The following is a 17,174-nucleotide window of genomic DNA, read 5'->3' as shown; positions in this document are numbered from 1 at the left end:
ATGGCCTTGATCCGACACTCCAGGACAACCAGCAGCCGCGCACTTGCAGCGGCAGTGCTTGCCATCGCGCTGTTCGGCAGTGCTTCCGCCCTTGCTGAGGAAGCCACGGGCGAAGCCGCTGCTGCTCCCGTCCAGGGCGTGCCCACCCGCGTCGTCGAGCGCGAAATCCCCACCGAGCAACCCGCCGGCGAGATGACCGCCGCGCTCGAGCCTAGCGAGGTCGAGCGTTTCTGCTCCAACATCGCCGACGCCGCCCGCGATCGCCGCTATGCCCTCCAGACGGAGGAGTTGAAGAAGCTTCAGGCCGAGGTCGACAAGCGCATCGCCCTGCTCGAAGAGCGCAAGACCGAGTACGAAACCTGGCTCAAGCGCCGCGAGGTCTTCCTCGCCCGCGCCGAGGAAGGCGTCGTCCAGATCTATTCGCGCATGAAGCCCGATGCCGCGGCCGAGCGCCTGGCCGTCATGCATGTCGATCTCGCCGCCGCCATCCTGATGAAGCTCGACGCCCGCAAGTCGAGCGTCATCCTCAACGAAATGGAAAGCAAGTCGGCCGCCGAGCTGACCCGCATCATGGCGAGCGCCGCCCGCCGGGAAGACCCCTCATGATCAGAAAAGCCCTCCTCGCGGCCATGCTCGCCAGCCTCGCCGGCTGCGCCACCGACCTCAAGGAAATCGGCAAGGAGCCGAAGATGTCGGCCGTCGGTTCCGGCATCGAGGATGGCAGCTCGACGATGTACCGCTATCCCGAGGCGCCCTCGGCACCGCCCAAGCGTTTCTCGCTGTGGCAGGACAAGCAGAGCCGCATGTTCACCGATCCGCGCGCGCTTCAACCCGGCGACATCCTGACCGTCAAGATCGAGATCGACGACCGGGCCCGCTTCCAGAACGAGTCCGAGCGCAACCGCACCACCAACAGGACCATCGGGGCAGGCCTCGACATGGAATGGGATGGTGTCGGCACGGGCGGCTCGGCCGACGGCAGCGCCGGCTCCAAGTCGGTCTTCTCCGGCGACGGTGCCACCACGCGCTCGGAAAAGCTCAACCTGCTTGTCGCCGCCGTGGTCACCGAGGTTCTGCCCAACGGCAACATGATGATCCGTGGCTCGCAGGAAGTCCGCGTCAACGCCGAGCTGCGCGTGCTGACCATCGCCGGCATCGTGCGCCCGTCCGACATCGGCCCCGAAAACACCATTCCCTACGAGCGCATCGCCGAAGCACGCATCTCCTATGGCGGCCGCGGCCGTATCACCGAGGTCCAGCAGCCACCTTATGGCCAGCAGTTCCTCGACCAGGTTCTCCCCTTCTAGGTCAGGTCATGTCAGCGATCGAACAGACCCCCGCCCAGAAATCCGGCCCCTCGCTCGTCGTCCAGGTCGGCATCCTGCTGCTGATGACCGCTGCGGCCATCGGCATGGGCTGGCTCTCCGGCGGCTATCTCTACGGCGAAGCCAAGCCGGTCGAGCAGGCCGCAGCCGACCAAGCAAAGCCCCACGCCGCGAAAGAGGGCAGCACCGACAACGGCGCGACCGAAGGCGCAGGCACCCTGGTGCAACTGCCCGCCATCACCTCCAACCTCGCCGCCCCCGACAGCATGTGGGTGCGCCTCGAGCTTTCCCTGGTGCTCGACGCACCGCAACCGCCGGACCTCGCCGAGCGCGTCCACCAGGACCTGCTCGCCTTCGTGCGCACGCTCCGGATCCATCAGGTCCAGGGCGCCAGCGCCTTGCGCCACCTCAAGACCGACCTCGACGAACGCGCCGCGATCCGCAGCGACGGCCACGTCAAGGAAGTGCTGATCAGAACGTTGCTGTTCGAATGAAAAAACTCCTGGCCACCGCAGCCATCCTTGCCGGCACCGCCCTGCCCGCGAGCGCGCAGCAGCTCGACCTCGGCGCCATCGGCAATGCCGACGGCGCCACCATCGGCTACATCATCCAGATGTTCGGCCTGCTCACCGTGCTTTCGGTGGCGCCGGGCTTGCTGATCATGGTCACGAGCTTCACCCGCTTCGTCATCGCCTTTTCGATCCTGCGCACCGGCATCGGCCTGCAGTCGACGCCGGCCAACCTGATCCTGATTTCGCTGTCGCTGTTCATGACCTTCTACGTCATGTCGCCGACATTCGACCAGGCCTGGAACAACGGCGTCAAGCCGTTGATGGACAACCAGATCACCCAGACCGAAGCCGTCGACCGCATCTCCGATCCGTTCCGCACCTTCATGATGCACAACGTCCGCGACAAGGACTTCAACCTGTTCGCCGACCTCGCCCGCGAGCGCGGCCAGACGGTATCGGAAGACAAGGTCGACCTGCGCATCCTGGTTCCGGCCTTCATGATCTCCGAGATCCGGCGCGGCTTCGAGATCGGCTTCCTGATCGTGCTGCCCTTCCTCGTCATCGACCTGATCGTCGCAACCATCACCATGGCCATGGGCATGATGATGCTACCGCCAACCGTGGTCTCGCTGCCGTTCAAGATATTGTTCTTCGTCCTGATCGACGGCTGGAACCTGCTCGTCGGCAGTCTTGTGCGCTCGTTTACGTAGACCACCGCGCGTCTGAAGGACGCGCTCTGCCCTCGCCGGAACCGTCAGGAGACAACGCCCGCCTTTGCTGCGGGCGTTTCTTTGTTCGCTCGGAATATCAACAATTTTAGCGGGTTAACGCGCATTAACCATAACATTTAGACGTTTGGTAGTAAGTATCGGCCAGATTGCCCGGCATGGTGGATGACCCTCTTTGAAGCGGTCATTGGCATGATGCCTCTCCGCCATACCGGCCGATCCGGTATGTCCCTGTACCTTGCGCATATTTTAGGGGCGTATTTCCCATGTCCAGCATCAACACCAATGCGTCGGCAATGACGGCGCTGCAGACCCTCGCAGCCACCAACAAGGCGCTCAACACCACCCAGGGCCGCATCGCCACGGGTCTCCGCGTCGCTGAAGCTTCCGACAATGCCGCTTACTGGTCGATCGCCACCACCATGCGTTCGGACAACAAGGCACTCTCGACGGTCCAGGATTCGCTCGGTCTCGGCGCTTCGAAGGTCGATACCGCCTACACCGGCATGAACAAGGCCATCGACACCCTCAACGAGATCAAGGTCAAGATCGTTGCCGCCAGCGGCGCCTCGGACGCCGACAAGGCCAAGATCGACACCGAAATCAAGGCCCTGCAGAAGCAGCTGAAGGCCTACGCCGACGGCGCCACCTTCTCCGGCGCCAACATGCTTTCGGTCAGCAGCGGCGCCGCCGTGGCTGCCGACGTCAAGGTCGTCTCGGCCTTCACCCGCGATGCGTCCGGCACGGCTTCGATCTCGACCATCGACATCAACGTCGAGGGCATCAAGCTCTACGAAGCCGGCGCAGGCGTCGCCACCACCGGCAAGGGCATTCTCGACTCCAACCGCACCGCCGCCGGCGTTGAAGGTGCTGCAGCCGCTCCGACGCTTGGTGCCGCTGCCGTTGCCGCCGACACCTACACGGTCGCCACCATGCAGCTGACCAACGGTACGCTGTTTGCCAGCGACACGCAGATCGGCGCCATGCTCGGCGTCGTCGAAAGCGCGCTCAAGGACATGAACACGGCTGCCACCAACCTGGGCGCCGCCAAGAACCGCATCGAACTGCAGAAGGCCTTCACCTCGAGCCTGATGGACTCCATCGATCGCGGCGTTGGTCAGCTCGTCGACGCCGACATGAACAAGGAATCGCCCCGCCTGCAGGCCATCCAGGTCCAGCAGCAGCTCGGCATCCAGGCCCTGTCGATCGCCAACGGCAATTCGCAGTCGATCCTGTCGCTGTTCCGCGGCTAACGCCGAACCGCTCAGGCAACAAACGTCTAGGATCGGGCCGCATCGCAAGATGCGGCCCGATTGTTTTTGCGGACCAAAAGTAAGCAATTACAATAAGTTAATTAAAATTAACTACAATTGTTAGCAATTTGGTAGCCACGCCGAAGCTACATCTGCTGCATGGCGGATGACTTGCTTGAAGCGGTCATGGGCATGATGCCTCTCCGCCATACCGGCCGATCCGGTATGTCCCTGTATTTTGCATTTTCCTAGGGGCGTTATTCCCATGTCCAGCATCAACACCAATGCGTCGGCAATGACCGCGCTGCAAACCCTTGCAGCCACCAACAAGGCGCTCAACACCACCCAGGGCCGCATCGCCACCGGCCTCCGCGTCGCCGAGGCTTCCGACAACGCTGCCTACTGGTCGATCGCCACCACCATGCGTTCGGACAACAAGGCGCTGTCGACGGTCCAGGACTCGCTTGGTCTCGGCGCCTCCAAGGTCGATACCGCCTACACCGGCATGAACAAGACCATCGACACCCTCAACGAAATCAAGGTCAAGCTCGTTGCCGCCACCGGCGCTTCGGCTGCCGACAAGGCCAAGATCGACACCGAGATCAAGGCGCTGCAGAAGCAGCTGAAGGGCTATGCCGACGGCGCGACCTTCTCCGGCGCCAACATGCTTTCGGTCAACAGCGGCGCCACCGCCACCACTGCGGCCGACATCAAGGTCGTCTCGGCCTTCACCCGCGATGCGACCGGCACGGCTGCGATCTCGACCATCGACGTCACCGTCGAGAACATCAAGCTTTACGAAGCCGGCACCGCTGCCGGCGTCAACAAGGGCATCCTCGACTCCAACCGCGTTGTCAGCGTTGCAGGCGCTGTCTCCGAGGTTGCTGCGGTTGATGCCGTGGTGCTCGGCACCTTCAGCCAGACCGACACCTTCACGGTGGCGTCAATGCAGCTGACCGACGGCACCGACTACGCCAACGACGCGCAGATCGGCCAGATGCTCAGCGTTGTCGAAAGCGCGCTCAAGGACATGAACACGGCTGCCACCAATCTCGGCGCCGCCAAGAACCGCATCGAGTTGCAGAAGGCCTTCACCTCGAGCCTGATGGACTCCATCGATCGCGGCGTTGGTCAGCTCGTCGACGCCGACATGAACAAGGAATCGCCCCGCCTGCAGGCCATCCAGGTCCAGCAGCAGCTCGGTATCCAGGCCCTGTCGATCGCCAACGGCAACTCGCAGTCGATCCTGTCGCTGTTCCGCGGCTAACACCGAACCGTTCCAGGCAACAGACATCTCGGATCGGGCCGCATCGCAAGATGCGGCCCGATTTGCTTTTGCACAGCCTATTTTGTGGCGAATCCGGCCAAAGCGGCACCCCGGCCGGGGGTTAACCATGCCGCTTAGAGCTTTGGTAGCGAGTCTCCGACAGGTTACCCGGCATGGCGGGTGATCGTTTCGATCATGGGCATGATGCCGCTCCGCCATACCGGCCAACCCGGTATGTCCCTGTATTTTGCATTTCCTAGGGGCGTTATTTCCCATGTCCAGTATCAATACCAACGCGTCGGCAATGACGGCGCTGCAGACCCTCGCCGCCACGAACAAGGCGCTCAACACCACCCAAGGGCGCATCGCCACGGGGCTTCGCGTCGCCGAAGCCTCCGACAATGCCGCCTACTGGTCGATCGCAACCACCATGCGTTCCGACAACAAGGCTCTGTCGACGGTCCAGGATTCGCTCGGTCTCGGCGCGTCGAAGGTCGACACCGCCTATACCGGCATGAACAAGTCGATCGAGACCCTCAACGAGATCAAGGTCAAGCTCGTCGCCGCCACCGGCGCTTCGGCTGCCGACAAGGCCAAGATCGACACCGAGGTCAAGGCGCTGCAGAAGCAGCTGAAGGCCTATGCCGACGGCGCCACCTTCTCCGGCACCAACATGCTCTCGGTCGACTCCTCGGCTGCGGCCACGGTCGGCACCGCCGCACCGGTCAAGATCGTCTCGGCCTTCAACCGTAGCGCAGCCGGCACGGCCTCGATCTCGACCATCGACGTCGACGTCAACGCCCTCAAGCTCTATGACGCTGCCGGCGCCGCCGACAATGCCCATGCTGGCCTGCTCGACGCCCAGCGCACCAGCGATGGCGTGCGTGTCGCCGATGCCGACATCCAGGCACCGACCCTCGGCGTCGCCTCGGCTGCTGGCGACACCTACAGCGTTGCCACCATGGCCCTCGTCAGCGGTGCCACGGCGGCGAGCGACACCCAGATCGGCGACATGCTCGGCGTCGTCGAAGCGGCTCTCAAGGACATGAACACGGCCGCCACCAATCTCGGCGCCGCCAAGAACCGCATCGAACTGCAGAAGACCTTCACCTCGAGCCTGATGGACTCCATCGATCGCGGTGTCGGCCAGCTCGTCGACGCCGACATGAACAAGGAATCGCCCCGCCTGCAGGCCATCCAGGTCCAGCAGCAGCTCGGCATCCAGGCTCTGTCGATCGCCAACGGCAACTCGCAGACCATCCTGTCGCTGTTCCGCTGACCTGACCGTCTCTTTCGATTGATCATAAGATCGGGCCGCATCCCTGGATGCGGCCCGATTGCTTTTGGCAGGTCAGGACTCCTGCAACGAAAGACTGAGACCAAACTGCGCCTTCGGAAGTATCCAAAGTATATAATATCAGAACACTTCGCTCATCTATCGAATATACACAGTTTGGTAGGGATTATCTGGGAACACTCTGCCCATGGCGGGTGATCTTTTCGATCATGGGCATGATGCCGCTCCGCCATACCGGCCAACCCGGTATGTCCCTGTACTTTTTGCATTTTCCTAGGGGCGTATTTTCCCATGTCCAGCATCAACACCAACGCGTCGGCAATGACGGCGCTGCAGACCCTCGCAGCCACCAACAAGGCGCTCAACACCACCCAGGGCCGCATTGCCACCGGCCTGCGTGTCGCCGAAGCTTCCGACAACGCCGCCTACTGGTCGATCGCAACCACCATGCGTTCGGACAACAAGGCTTTGTCGACGGTCCAGGACTCCCTCGGCCTCGGCGCATCCAAGGTCGACACCGCCTACACCGCGATGAACAAGTCGATCGACACCCTCAACGAGATCAAGGTCAAGATCGTCGCCGCCACCGGTGCCTCGGCTGCCGACAAGGCCAAGATCGACACCGATATCAAGGCGCTGCAGAAGCAGCTGAAGGCCTATGCCGACGGCGCCACCTTCTCAGGCGCAAACTTCCTGTCCGTGTCTTCGGACAAGACCGCGGCGGGCGCCGCCGCCGCCGCTGCCGGCACGGCAGTTCAGGCCGATGCGAAGATCGTCTCGGCCTTCAACCGCGATGCGGCCGGCACGGCGTCGATCTCGACCATCGACATCAAGGTCGAGAACATCAAGCTGTTCGACACCAACGCCGCAAACCCGACCTACATCAAGAATGCCGGCATCCTCGACCGCCAGACCGCAATCTGGGATTCGGCCGCCGCGCAGGCGGCCTATGACAAGGCCTATGCCGCCTCGGTCGCCGGCGGCGGCGCCGATACGGCCGCGCACACGGCCGGCGCGGCTGCCGCCGTGCTGCCCGCATCGGGCGGCGTCGTCGGTGCGACGTCGACCGCAGGCGTTTCGGTGTTCAATTTCAACATCACCACTGTCGGCGACCAGTTCTTTGCCGGCCTGCTCGGCAAGGTCGAAACCGCGCTCAAGCAGATGAACACGGCTGCCACCGATCTCGGCGCCGCCAAGAACCGCATCGAACTGCAGAAGACCTTCACCTCGAGCCTGATGGACTCCATCGATCGTGGTGTCGGCCAGCTCGTCGATGCCGACATGAACAAGGAATCGACCCGCCTGCAGGCCATCCAGGTCCAGCAGCAGCTCGGCATCCAGGCCCTGTCGATCGCCAACGGCAACTCGCAGTCGATCCTGTCGCTGTTCCGCGGCTAGCACCGAACCATTCCAGGCAACAAGCTTATGGCATCGGGCCGCATCGCAAGATGCGGCCCGACTGCTTTTGGACAGTCTATTTGTGGAAAATCCAAGCAAAGCGGCACCCCGGCCGGGGTTAACCATGCCGCTTAGAGCTTTGGTAGCGAGTCTCCTACAGTTTACCGGGCATGGCGGGTGACCTTCGGGTCATGGGCATGATGCCTCTCCGTCATACCGGCCGATCCGGTATGTCCCTGTATTTTGCATTTTCCTAGGGGCGTTATTCCCATGTCCAGCATCAATACCAACGCGTCGGCAATGACCGCGCTGCAGACCCTCGCCGCCACCAACAAGGCACTCCAGACCACCCAGGGCCGCATCGCCACGGGTCTCCGCGTCGCCGAAGCCTCCGACAACGCTGCCTACTGGTCGATCGCCACCACCATGCGTTCGGACAACAAGGCACTCTCGACGGTCCAGGATTCGCTCGGCCTCGGCGCTTCGAAGGTCGACACCGCCTACACCGGCATGAACAAGGCCATCGACACTCTCAACGAGATCAAGGTCAAGCTCGTCGCCGCCAACGGCGCCTCGGGTGCCGACAAGGAAAAGATCAACACCGAGATCCAGGCGCTGCAGAGCCAGCTGAAGGCCTATGCCGACGGCGCGACCTTCTCCGGCACCAACATGCTCTCGACCAACGGTGCCGCCGCCGCTGCCGACGTCAAGATCGTCTCGGCCTTCAACCGCGACGCATCGGGCGCTGCCTCGATCTCGACCATCGACGTCAAGGTCGAGAACATCAAGCTGTTCGAAGCCGGCGCTGCTCCCAAGGGCATCCTCGACAAGACCCGTACCGCCACCGGCGCCGCCGGCGCCGGCACGGCCGTTTCCGGCATTGCTCTGACCGCTGCCACCACCGACACTGAGGTCGGTGAACACCTGCAGCGTGTCGAAGCGGCGCTCAAGGAAATGAACACGGCCGCCACCGACCTCGGCGCTGCCAAGAACCGCATCGAACTGCAAAAGACCTTCACCTCGAGCCTGATGGACTCCATCGATCGCGGCGTTGGTCAGCTCGTCGACGCCGACATGAACAAGGAATCGCCCCGCCTGCAGGCCATCCAGGTCCAGCAGCAGCTCGGCATCCAGGCTCTGTCGATCGCCAACGGCAACTCGCAGACCATCCTGTCGCTGTTCCGCTGACACGATCGTCTCTAACGATCTGAAGATCGGGCCGCATCCCTGGATGCGGCCCGATTGCTTTTGTCCCCTGCCTAAGGCCGCCGCCCCACGACGCTAGCCCCGCGCAAGCTCCCCCCGAGATAAGTTCCGCCGCGTCATCGGCCGCGCGTGGGCCTGCCACCCTTAATCGCTCGTTAACCATGAAACGGTAGTTATGGTTAACCAATTGCTAGGGCGGTCCTGCGCAGCGCGCGGATTTCAGAGGGGGTATTTCGATGTCCAGTATCATGACCAACGCTTCGGCCCTGACCGCGCTTCAGAGCCTCAACGCCACAAACAAGGCGCTCCAGACCACGCAAGCCCGCATCTCGACCGGCTACCGAGTCGCTGAAGCGATGGACAACGCCGCCTACTGGTCGATCGCCACCACCATGCGCTCCGACAACCAGGCGCTCTCCACCGTGCAGGATGCGCTCGGTCTCGGCGCCTCCAAGGTCGACACCGCCTATACCGGCATGAACAAGGTTCTGGAGACCGTCGACCAGATCAAGATCAAGCTCGTCGCCGCCTACAGCGCCAGCGATTCCGACAAGGCCAAGATCCAGACCGAAATCGAGGCCCTCCAGGGCCAGATGAAGTCCTATGCGGATGCCGCCACCTTCTCCGGCACCAACATCCTGTCGGTGACCTCGAAGCAGATTGCCGCCGCCAACGACGGCGTGCAGCCCGACGCCAAGATCGTGTCCGCCTTCAACCGCGGCGCCGACGGCAAGGTCACGCTCGGCACCATCGATGTCGATGTCGAAGGCGTCAAGCTGTTCGATTCCGGCCTCGCAGCCGAAGTCAAGAATTCCGGCCACCTCGACCGCAAGACCTCCGTCTATGCTACCGCCGCGGCGCAGACCCAGTACGACACGGCCTATGCCGCTTCGCTTGCCGGCGGCGGCACCGACATCGCGGCGCACACCGCAGGCCTGGCCGCAGCCGGCGCGACGACAAGGGTCGACAACGTGTCGGTCCATAATCTCGACATCATGGCGACGGGCGTGACCAACGACATCATCAACCAGATGATCTCCAAGGTCGACGAAGTGCTCAAGGATCTGACCGATGTCGCAACCACGCTCGGTGCGGCCAAGAAGCAGATCGACCTGCAGAAAAACTTCACCACGAGCCTGATGGACTCCATCGACCGTGGCGTCGGCCAGCTCGTCGACGCCGACATGAACAAGGAATCGACCCGCCTGCAGGCGCTCCAGGTCCAGCAGCAGCTCGGCATCCAGGCGCTGTCGATCGCCAACTCGAACTCGCAGAACATCCTGGCGCTGTTCAAGAGCTGATCGGCATCTGAAACGCCCCTTCTTTTTCGATGGGCCGCGCCTCGTGCGCGGCCCATATCATTTTCGCACAAGCTTCGAGGTCTAGGGTCTCCGCGGAAGATATTGCGGGGAGCCTACGCACGTGCCCGAACAGCTACAGAGCATAGTTGCCAATTTCAGGAGTTTTGGCCCGCGCCGGCTCGCCATACTCGGCGGCATCACGGCGTTGGTCATCGCCGTCGTCGGCGTGGCTTCCGTCTATCTCAACCGCCCGGCCTACGAGACGCTCTATGTCGGGCTCGAACGCTCCGACGTGAACCAGATCGGCATGGTCCTCGGCGAGGCCGGCATCGGCTTCGACGTCGCCTCCGACGGCACGACGGTCCTGGTCCCCGCCGGCAAGACGGCGCAGGCACGCATGCTGCTTGCCGAAAAGGGCCTGCCGACAAGCGCCAATGCCGGTTACGAACTCTTCGACAATGTCGGCTCGCTCGGCCTCACCTCCTTCATGCAGCAGGTCACCCGCGTCCGTGCGCTGGAAGGCGAGATCGCCCGCACCATCCAGTCGATCACCGGCATCAAGGCCGCCCGCGTCCACATCGTCATGTCCGAACGCGCCAACTTCCGCCGCGACGAGCAGAAGCCTTCGGCCTCCGTCGTCATCCGCGCCTCCAGCCTCGATGCCGACAAGAGCGCCATGTCGATCCGGCATCTGGTCGCCGCTGCGGTGCCTGGCCTCGATGCCGAGCGGGTGACCGTGCTTGATTCGAGCGGCAACCTGCTTGCAGCGGGTGACGATCCCAACAATTCGAGTGCCGCCCGCTCCATCGGCGTCGAGCGCACCGTCGAGACCCAGATCGAGGACAACATCCGCCGCGCGCTTGCCGCCTATCTCGGCCCGGACAATTTCCGCGCCAGCGTCAAAGCCGACGTCAACACCGACTCGCGCCAGACCGAAGAGACCATCTTCGATCCCGAGTCGCGCGTCGAACGCTCCGTCCAGGTCGTCCGCGCCAACGAAAACAGCAACCAGAAGCAGTCCGCCACGCCTGCTACCGTCGAGCAGAACCTGCCCGATGCCGAGGCCACCGCGACGGACGGGCCGCAGTCGACTTCGGCCAGCGACCGCAAGGAAGAGATCACCAACTACGAGATGAACTCGAAGCGTATCGCGACCGTCTCGAACGGCTATTCGGTGACCAAGATGTCGATCGCCGTCGTCGTCAACCAGCAGCGCCTCGCTACGATCCTCGGCAAGGACGCCACGCCGGAGGCGATCGCCACCCGCGTCGCCGAGATCCAGAAGATGGTAATCTCGGCCACCGGCTTCGACGAAAAGCGCGGCGACCTGATCAACGTCTCGGCGGTGGAGTTCATCGACGGCCTCGACGGCGAGGAGATCGCCAGCCCCGGCGTCCTCGCTTCGGTTGGCCAGCACGCCGGCACGCTGATCAACGCCGCGGCCTTCATCGTCGTCGTCTTCCTCGTCGCCTTCTTCGGCCTGCGGCCGCTTGCGTCCGCCCTTTCCAAGCCGGTCCCGGCCGCCATCGCCGGGCCCAGCTTCGACGAGGTCCAGCGTTCGCTGCCGACGCCGGATGCCGGTTCCGCCTCCGCCGAAGCGCCTGCGGCCCTTCCCGGCGCGCGTCCCACCGCCATCGACGACCTGCGCAACAAGCTGCGTCCCGCCCCGCAGGACCGCCTCGCCCGCATGGTCGACATCAATGAAGAGCGCACCGCACTGATCCTGCGCAAATGGGCTGCCCAGGAAGTCGCCGCCTGATGTCGATTGCCGCACTTTTCGAAAGGCTGACCGACTTCGCGCCGCTGGCCGCAAATGCCTCCGACGTTGAAGCCCCGGCTCCGAATTCCTATCCCAAGGCGGTTCCAGATCCGGACATCCCGGCCATCGTCGCGGCAGCAGTCGCCACGGCCGAAGCCGAACTGGCGATACGCCTGGACACCGAGCACCAGGCTACGCTTGAAGCCGAGCGCCAGCGCCATGCGTCCGAAATTGCCAACCTGGGCGCCCGCTTCGGCACCGACATCGGCGCCGTCATTGGCGCGCGCATCGCCGAGATGGAGACTCGCGTCGTCCATCTCGCCACCGACGCTGCCGCCCGCGTCGTTGCCGGCCTGGTCAGCGACGACATCGCCACCCGCTCGATCGATGCCCTCGCCACCGCGATCCTCTCGGCGACCGCCGACCGCGATGCCGTGCGCATCAAGGTCAGCGGCCCGCAATTCCTGTTCGACGCGCTGGCAACCGCCATCGGCGGCCGTGCCGAAAACATAGACTTCAGCGAGGGGGTCGGCTTCGACCTCAGCGTCTCGATCGATGACAACCTGTTCGAGACCCGCCTCGGCGAGTGGTCGGCCGCCCTGACAGAGACCTTGCCATGAGTGTCGCCGACGGCACCGAGCCGCGCCACGAGATCGTCATCGTCCGGCGTGCCCATTCCGATCACGACGAAGGCCACCACGGTGGTGCATGGAAGATCGCCTTCGCCGACTTCATGACGGCGATGATGTGCTTCTTCCTCGTCATGTGGCTCATCAGCGCCGCCAACGAGCAGACCAAGGCTGCGGTGGCGAGTTACTTCAACCCGGTCAAGCTCGTCGACCGCAACGCCAGCCGCAAGGGACTGGAAGAGCTAGGCGACGGCCCCAATTCCGTCGGCCTGACCGCCGAGAGCCCGCAGGAAGCCAGCGGCAAGGCTGGTACCGACGGGCGCGGCAATGCCGGCCCCGCGACCGAGCAGAATTCCAGGGATTCAGCACACGTCATCAAGCGCTCCGACGAACACCTGTTCAACGACCCCTATGCGGTGCTGGCCGAGATCGCCCAGGACACCGGCACCAAGGCCAATGTCTCCGAACGAGGCGAAGGCGGCGCGCAGAATGCCGGTCCGTCCAGCGGCGCCTCCGGCGGCGAAGCCTATCGCGATCCGTTCGCGCCCGATTTCTGGACCGAGCAGGTCGCCACGCCTATCGCCGAGGCAAGCGCCGAGCGCGCGGCCATCGAAGGCGATCCGGCAAAGCCCGGCGACAAGACCGAGCGCTCCGCCACATCCGAGCCGGTGAAAGCGCCGGAGCCCAAGGCCGAGGCCGCCGAGCAGCGTTCGCCGCTCGACATCGCTCCCGGCGCCCTCGCCCGCGACGGCGCCAAGCCGGGCGACGCCCCGAAGGCCGAGACCGCGGAAGCCAAGGCAATGGCCGACAAGCCGAAGCCCAGCGCCGCACCGAGCGAACACACCATCGGCGAGGCCGACGCCATCCGGCGCGAACTCGCCGAGGCGATCAAGTCGGGCAAGAACCTGCCCGACGGCCTGTCCGTCGTCGCCACCGACAAGGGCGTCGTCATCTCGGTCACCGAGCAGTTCGATTTCGGCATGTTCGAGATCGGCTCCGCCGTGCCGCGCAAGCAGCTGGTTCTGGCCATGGAAAAGATCGCCAGGACCATCGCCGCCCACGAAGGCAACGTCTCGATCAACGGCCACACCGACGCCCGCCCCTTCCGTGGCGGCGGCTACGACAACTGGCGGCTGTCGACCGCGCGCGCCCACTCGGCCTACTACATGCTGGTGCGCGCCGGGCTCGACGAGAAGCGCATCGTCGAGGTCGCCGGCTTCGCCGACCGCAAGCTCAAGGACACGGCGGAGCCGTTCTCGGCCACCAACCGTCGTATCGAAATCCTGCTGGAGCGGGCTGAATGAGGCTCGCGGCGACCCTCTCCGGCGCCGCGTTCGTCGCTTTGCTTGCGGTGACGGCGCCCGAGCACGCGCGCGCCGCCGAGGCGCCGGCGCTCGAGCCCTACCAGATGGTGCGCTGCCTGCAGCTGGTGCAGGACCGCATCGCCGCCGGCGACCAGGCCTCGCTGCCGATGCAGCGCCGCCTGCTCGAAATGACCGACGAGAACATGCGCGCGGCCAGTCCCGACGCATTCAAGGAACCCAAGAATTTTCGCGCCTTGCTCATATACGCCATGAGCGGCGGCAACCCGCTGACCATCGAGCAGGTCGTCTCGCGCCTCAGCCTCGAAGAGGCCGACCAGGCGCTGGCGCAAGGCATCATCGACTATCTCAGGGGCAAGCCCAAGAGCACCGTCGACGCCCTCGCTTCGGTCGACCCGCTGACGCAGATTTCCGAACTGGGCGCCTTCCTGGCGCTGGTCAAGGGTTCGGTCAGCATTGCCCAGGAGCCCGAACAGGCGATGAAGCTGTTCGACCAGGCCCGGCTGCTCAGCCCCGGCACCCTCGTCGAGGAGGCCGCGCTGCGCCGTTCGGTGGCGCTCGCCCCCCGGCTCGAGGACGGCGCCCGCTTCCTGCGCAGTTCGACCCAGTATGTCCGCTATTATCTGCGCTCGCCCTATGCCAGCCAGTTCGCCGACGCCTTCGTTGCCGGCATCGTCGCGCTGCATGCCTCGATCAGCCTCGATGCCTTGGGCGAGATCACCGCGATGATGGATGCCGAGCAGGAACGGGTCATCTACCTCCGCGTCGCCCGGCGTGCCGCGATCGACGGGCTGACCGAACTCTCCGCCTTCGCCGCCGCCAAGGCCGAACGGGGACGCGACGGCCAGCGCAACGATGCCGACCCGCGCACCCAACTCTATTCCGGGCTGTCGTCTGTCACCTCAGGCTCGGCCGACGACATGCTGGGCAAGCTCAGCGGCATCGATCGCGACAAGCTGTCCAAGGGCGACCGCGCCTTGCTCGATGCCGTGGAAGCCGTCGCTTCCGAACTGACCTCGGCCCTGCCGGCCTCGCCGAACGCCAAGCCGAAGCCTGTCGACATCGAAGACCTGCCGCCGGCCCCGATCGACATCGCCACGCCGGCAGCCGATCCGATGGTTCCCGATGCGGCCGAGACGCCCGCCCCCGAAACACGGCCGGTGACCACGATCCAGGAGCCGGCAGTCGTGGCCGCGCCCAGTCTCAAGCCCAGGATAGTGCCCCTGACGGCGGCGGCGCAGCCGGCTTCCGCCGAAGCCCCGCCTGAAGCGGAAGACCCAAAGATTACCGAAGCGCGCCGTACGCTCGAAGCCATAGACGAACTTCTCGGAGGCTCCCCCAAATGACCGACGCCATCCGCTCGGCACTGGTAAGCCCGCTCGCATCGCAGTCATCCGCCACCGATCGCAACGCGCTCGCCGGAAACGACGACCAGGCCGATTTCGACCGCGCCCTGGCAGCACCGCAAAAGGGCGACCAGAAGCCCGAAGAAAAGCGCCTCGCCGCCGAGGCACCGCATGAAAAGCACTGGCTCAAGCTGGCCGAACGGCTAGCCGCGCGCGGCCCGCATGTGGCGGACCCCAGGGACGACACTGTCGACGCCAACCCGGCCGGGCACGGCGAACAGGTCGAAGACGCTGAACCGCCACTTGCCGAAGTATCGGCCAAGGAACCTGCCAAGCCCGATGCGTCGGCCGACACGGCTTTGCCGCTGGTGCTTGCGTTGAGCGAATTGCGCAAGGCAGGCAGCCAGGCGGCCAGTGCCGGCCCGGCCGACGCACCCGCCACAGAGGCGGAAGGCGTCCTCGAACAGCCGAGCCTCGCCACCGATGCACTGGAGACGGAGCATCCGTCGCGCAGCGCCGGCACCGCGCCTTCCCGGGCAACAGCCTCCGGCACCGCATTGCCGCCCGGCATGACGGCCGCGACCGAAACACCGACGCGCGCCGAAGCCTCGTCCGCGCCGGCCTCTGCCGTAAGTTCGGCAACCGGCGATGTCGCCACCGAGGCCGACAAGCCGGCGCGCCCGACACCCTCCAGGCAACCGGAACAGTCCGCCGCGGCCAGCCGCGTCAGCGTCATTTCCGAACAGGTGATCCCTGCCCCGGTCGCCTCCGGCGCCACCGGCACGGCTGGCGCGCTGGCGATGGAGATTGCCTCCTCGGCACCCCGTCACACCGCCGCCGCAAGCGCTGTCCAGCAGCTCCAGGCCAGCGCCACAAACGCGCCCGCGGCCCAGGTTCTGAAGATCCAGTTGCGCCCCGTCGAATTGGGCATGGTCACGGCGAACCTGCATCTCGCCGGAGAACAACTTTCGATTGAAATCGAAGTCGAGAACGCCGAGGCCTATCACCGCCTCTCGGCCGATCGCGAAGCGATCAATTCCGCCCTTCGTGGCCTCGGCTTCGACGTCGACCGCGTCACCATCCTGCAGCCTCAGTCGCCCGCGCAGGCGCAGACGCGCAGCGACGGCGGTGGCCTTTCCTCCGGCTCCGGCGGCCGCGAACAGCCGGCTTTCCAGTCGGACGGGATGGGCGGCGAAGGTGGCAATTCAGGCAATGGACGTCCCGGTGGGAGAGCGGCAAATGAAGAAGCCAATGCACGCAACATCTCGTCGCCTCGCACGGATCGCCCTGGCAGCAGCCGCTATATCTAGTGCCGCGACCGGTCTGGCCGCAGCCGCGGCCAATCCGTGCGAGCCGGAGATCCTGCGCGCCGCCGACCGCTATGGCGTGCCGGTCGGCATCCTTTATGCAGTCGGCCTCACCGAAACCGGCAGGAAGGGCAGTCTTCAGCCCAACGCATTGAATATAGAAGGAAAAGCTGTCTTTCCAAAAAGCGCTGCCGAAGCTCTTGCCGCCTTCGATACAGCCCGCAGCGAAGGCAAGACGTTGATCGACCTCGGCTGCATGCAGATCAACCACCGCTATCACGCTGCCGAGTTCCGCAGCGTGCGCGACATGCTCGATCCGCGCCGCAATGTCGACTATGCAGCGCGTTTCCTGGTCAGCCTGCACGGCCGCCACGAGTCCTGGTCCATGGCCGTCGCCCGCTATCACGCCGGCCCCGACAACGACCCCGCACAGAAGCGTTATGTCTGCCGCGTCATCGCCAACATGGTCGCCACCGGCTTTGGCCGCTGGACCGAAAACGCCAAGGTCTTCTGCAACCCCTAGG

Annotated in this window: 16 protein-coding genes; all 16 read left to right on the top strand. The window is 64.7% G+C overall.

What is annotated here, in order from left to right:
- The 16 genes from O1Y97_RS09700 to O1Y97_RS09625 all read left to right on the top strand — a co-directional run bounded on the left by O1Y97_RS09700 (position 1) and on the right by O1Y97_RS09625 (position 17,173).
- Positions 1-606 (top strand): MotE family protein, encoded by a 606-nt coding sequence (locus O1Y97_RS09700; RefSeq protein WP_318763862.1) that lies wholly within the window; start codon positions 1-3, stop codon positions 604-606.
- Positions 603-1,307 carry a flagellar basal body L-ring protein FlgH gene (gene flgH / locus O1Y97_RS09695; protein ID WP_108607143.1) on the top strand — a complete coding sequence of 235 codons (705 nt, stop codon included), beginning with the start codon at positions 603-605 and terminating at the stop codon, positions 1,305-1,307. Before O1Y97_RS09700 ends, flgH begins: the two co-directional genes overlap by 4 nt.
- Before the next feature lie 8 nt (positions 1,308-1,315).
- Positions 1,316-1,819 carry a flagellar basal body-associated FliL family protein gene (locus O1Y97_RS09690; protein ID WP_318763861.1) on the top strand — a complete coding sequence of 168 codons (504 nt, stop codon included), beginning with the start codon at positions 1,316-1,318 and terminating at the stop codon, positions 1,817-1,819.
- A complete protein-coding gene (gene fliP, locus O1Y97_RS09685) occupies positions 1,816-2,547 on the top strand; it encodes a flagellar type III secretion system pore protein FliP (protein WP_108607141.1) in 732 nt (243 codons plus the stop codon). Before O1Y97_RS09690 ends, fliP begins: the two co-directional genes overlap by 4 nt.
- Before the next feature lie 284 nt (positions 2,548-2,831).
- A complete protein-coding gene (locus O1Y97_RS09680) occupies positions 2,832-3,818 on the top strand; it encodes a flagellin N-terminal helical domain-containing protein (RefSeq protein ID WP_318763860.1) in 987 nt (328 codons plus the stop codon).
- 265 nt (positions 3,819-4,083) lie between these two features.
- Complete coding sequence (locus O1Y97_RS09675) at positions 4,084-5,085, top strand: flagellin N-terminal helical domain-containing protein (RefSeq protein ID WP_318763859.1); 1,002 nt, start codon at positions 4,084-4,086, stop codon at positions 5,083-5,085.
- Between the two features lie 274 nt (positions 5,086-5,359).
- Positions 5,360-6,364, top strand: a complete 1,005-nt coding sequence (locus O1Y97_RS09670) for a flagellin N-terminal helical domain-containing protein (RefSeq protein ID WP_318763858.1) — start codon at positions 5,360-5,362, stop codon at positions 6,362-6,364.
- Positions 6,365-6,673: 309 nt separating this feature from the next.
- Positions 6,674-7,780 (top strand): flagellin N-terminal helical domain-containing protein, encoded by a 1,107-nt coding sequence (locus O1Y97_RS09665; protein WP_318763857.1) that lies wholly within the window; start codon positions 6,674-6,676, stop codon positions 7,778-7,780.
- Positions 7,781-8,050: 270 nt separating this feature from the next.
- Positions 8,051-8,968 (top strand): flagellin N-terminal helical domain-containing protein, encoded by a 918-nt coding sequence (locus tag O1Y97_RS09660; protein WP_318763856.1) that lies wholly within the window; start codon positions 8,051-8,053, stop codon positions 8,966-8,968.
- Between the two features lie 254 nt (positions 8,969-9,222).
- On the top strand, positions 9,223-10,287 hold the full coding sequence (locus O1Y97_RS09655; protein ID WP_108607135.1) for a flagellin N-terminal helical domain-containing protein: 1,065 nt from the start codon (positions 9,223-9,225) through the stop codon (positions 10,285-10,287).
- A gap of 121 nt (positions 10,288-10,408) precedes the next feature.
- Entirely contained in the window at positions 10,409-12,046 is a 1,638-nt protein-coding gene (gene fliF, locus O1Y97_RS09650) for a flagellar basal-body MS-ring/collar protein FliF (protein ID WP_108607134.1), read from the top strand.
- Positions 12,046-12,666 (top strand): hypothetical protein, encoded by a 621-nt coding sequence (locus tag O1Y97_RS09645; RefSeq protein WP_318763855.1) that lies wholly within the window; start codon positions 12,046-12,048, stop codon positions 12,664-12,666. The genes fliF and O1Y97_RS09645 overlap by 1 nt, the downstream gene beginning before the upstream one ends.
- A complete protein-coding gene (locus O1Y97_RS09640) occupies positions 12,663-13,979 on the top strand; it encodes a MotB family protein (RefSeq protein ID WP_318763854.1) in 1,317 nt (438 codons plus the stop codon). Before O1Y97_RS09645 ends, O1Y97_RS09640 begins: the two co-directional genes overlap by 4 nt.
- On the top strand, positions 13,976-15,343 hold the full coding sequence (locus O1Y97_RS09635; RefSeq protein WP_318763853.1) for a chemotaxis protein MotC: 1,368 nt from the start codon (positions 13,976-13,978) through the stop codon (positions 15,341-15,343). The genes O1Y97_RS09640 and O1Y97_RS09635 overlap by 4 nt, the downstream gene beginning before the upstream one ends.
- The gene (fliK, locus tag O1Y97_RS09630; protein ID WP_318763852.1) at positions 15,340-16,653 is read left to right on the top strand and encodes a flagellar hook-length control protein FliK; all 1,314 of its coding nucleotides are present in this window, start codon (positions 15,340-15,342) and stop codon (positions 16,651-16,653) included. The genes O1Y97_RS09635 and fliK overlap by 4 nt, the downstream gene beginning before the upstream one ends.
- Entirely contained in the window at positions 16,583-17,173 is a 591-nt protein-coding gene (locus O1Y97_RS09625) for a transglycosylase SLT domain-containing protein (RefSeq protein ID WP_246389703.1), read from the top strand. Before fliK ends, O1Y97_RS09625 begins: the two co-directional genes overlap by 71 nt.
- Position 17,174 lies beyond the last annotated feature (1 nt).

Origin of the sequence: Aminobacter niigataensis (assembly GCF_946995915.1) — a bacterium.
Lineage (GTDB): Bacteria > Pseudomonadota > Alphaproteobacteria > Rhizobiales > Rhizobiaceae > Aminobacter > Aminobacter niigataensis.
This window is presented reverse-complemented; position numbering and strand designations above follow the sequence as displayed.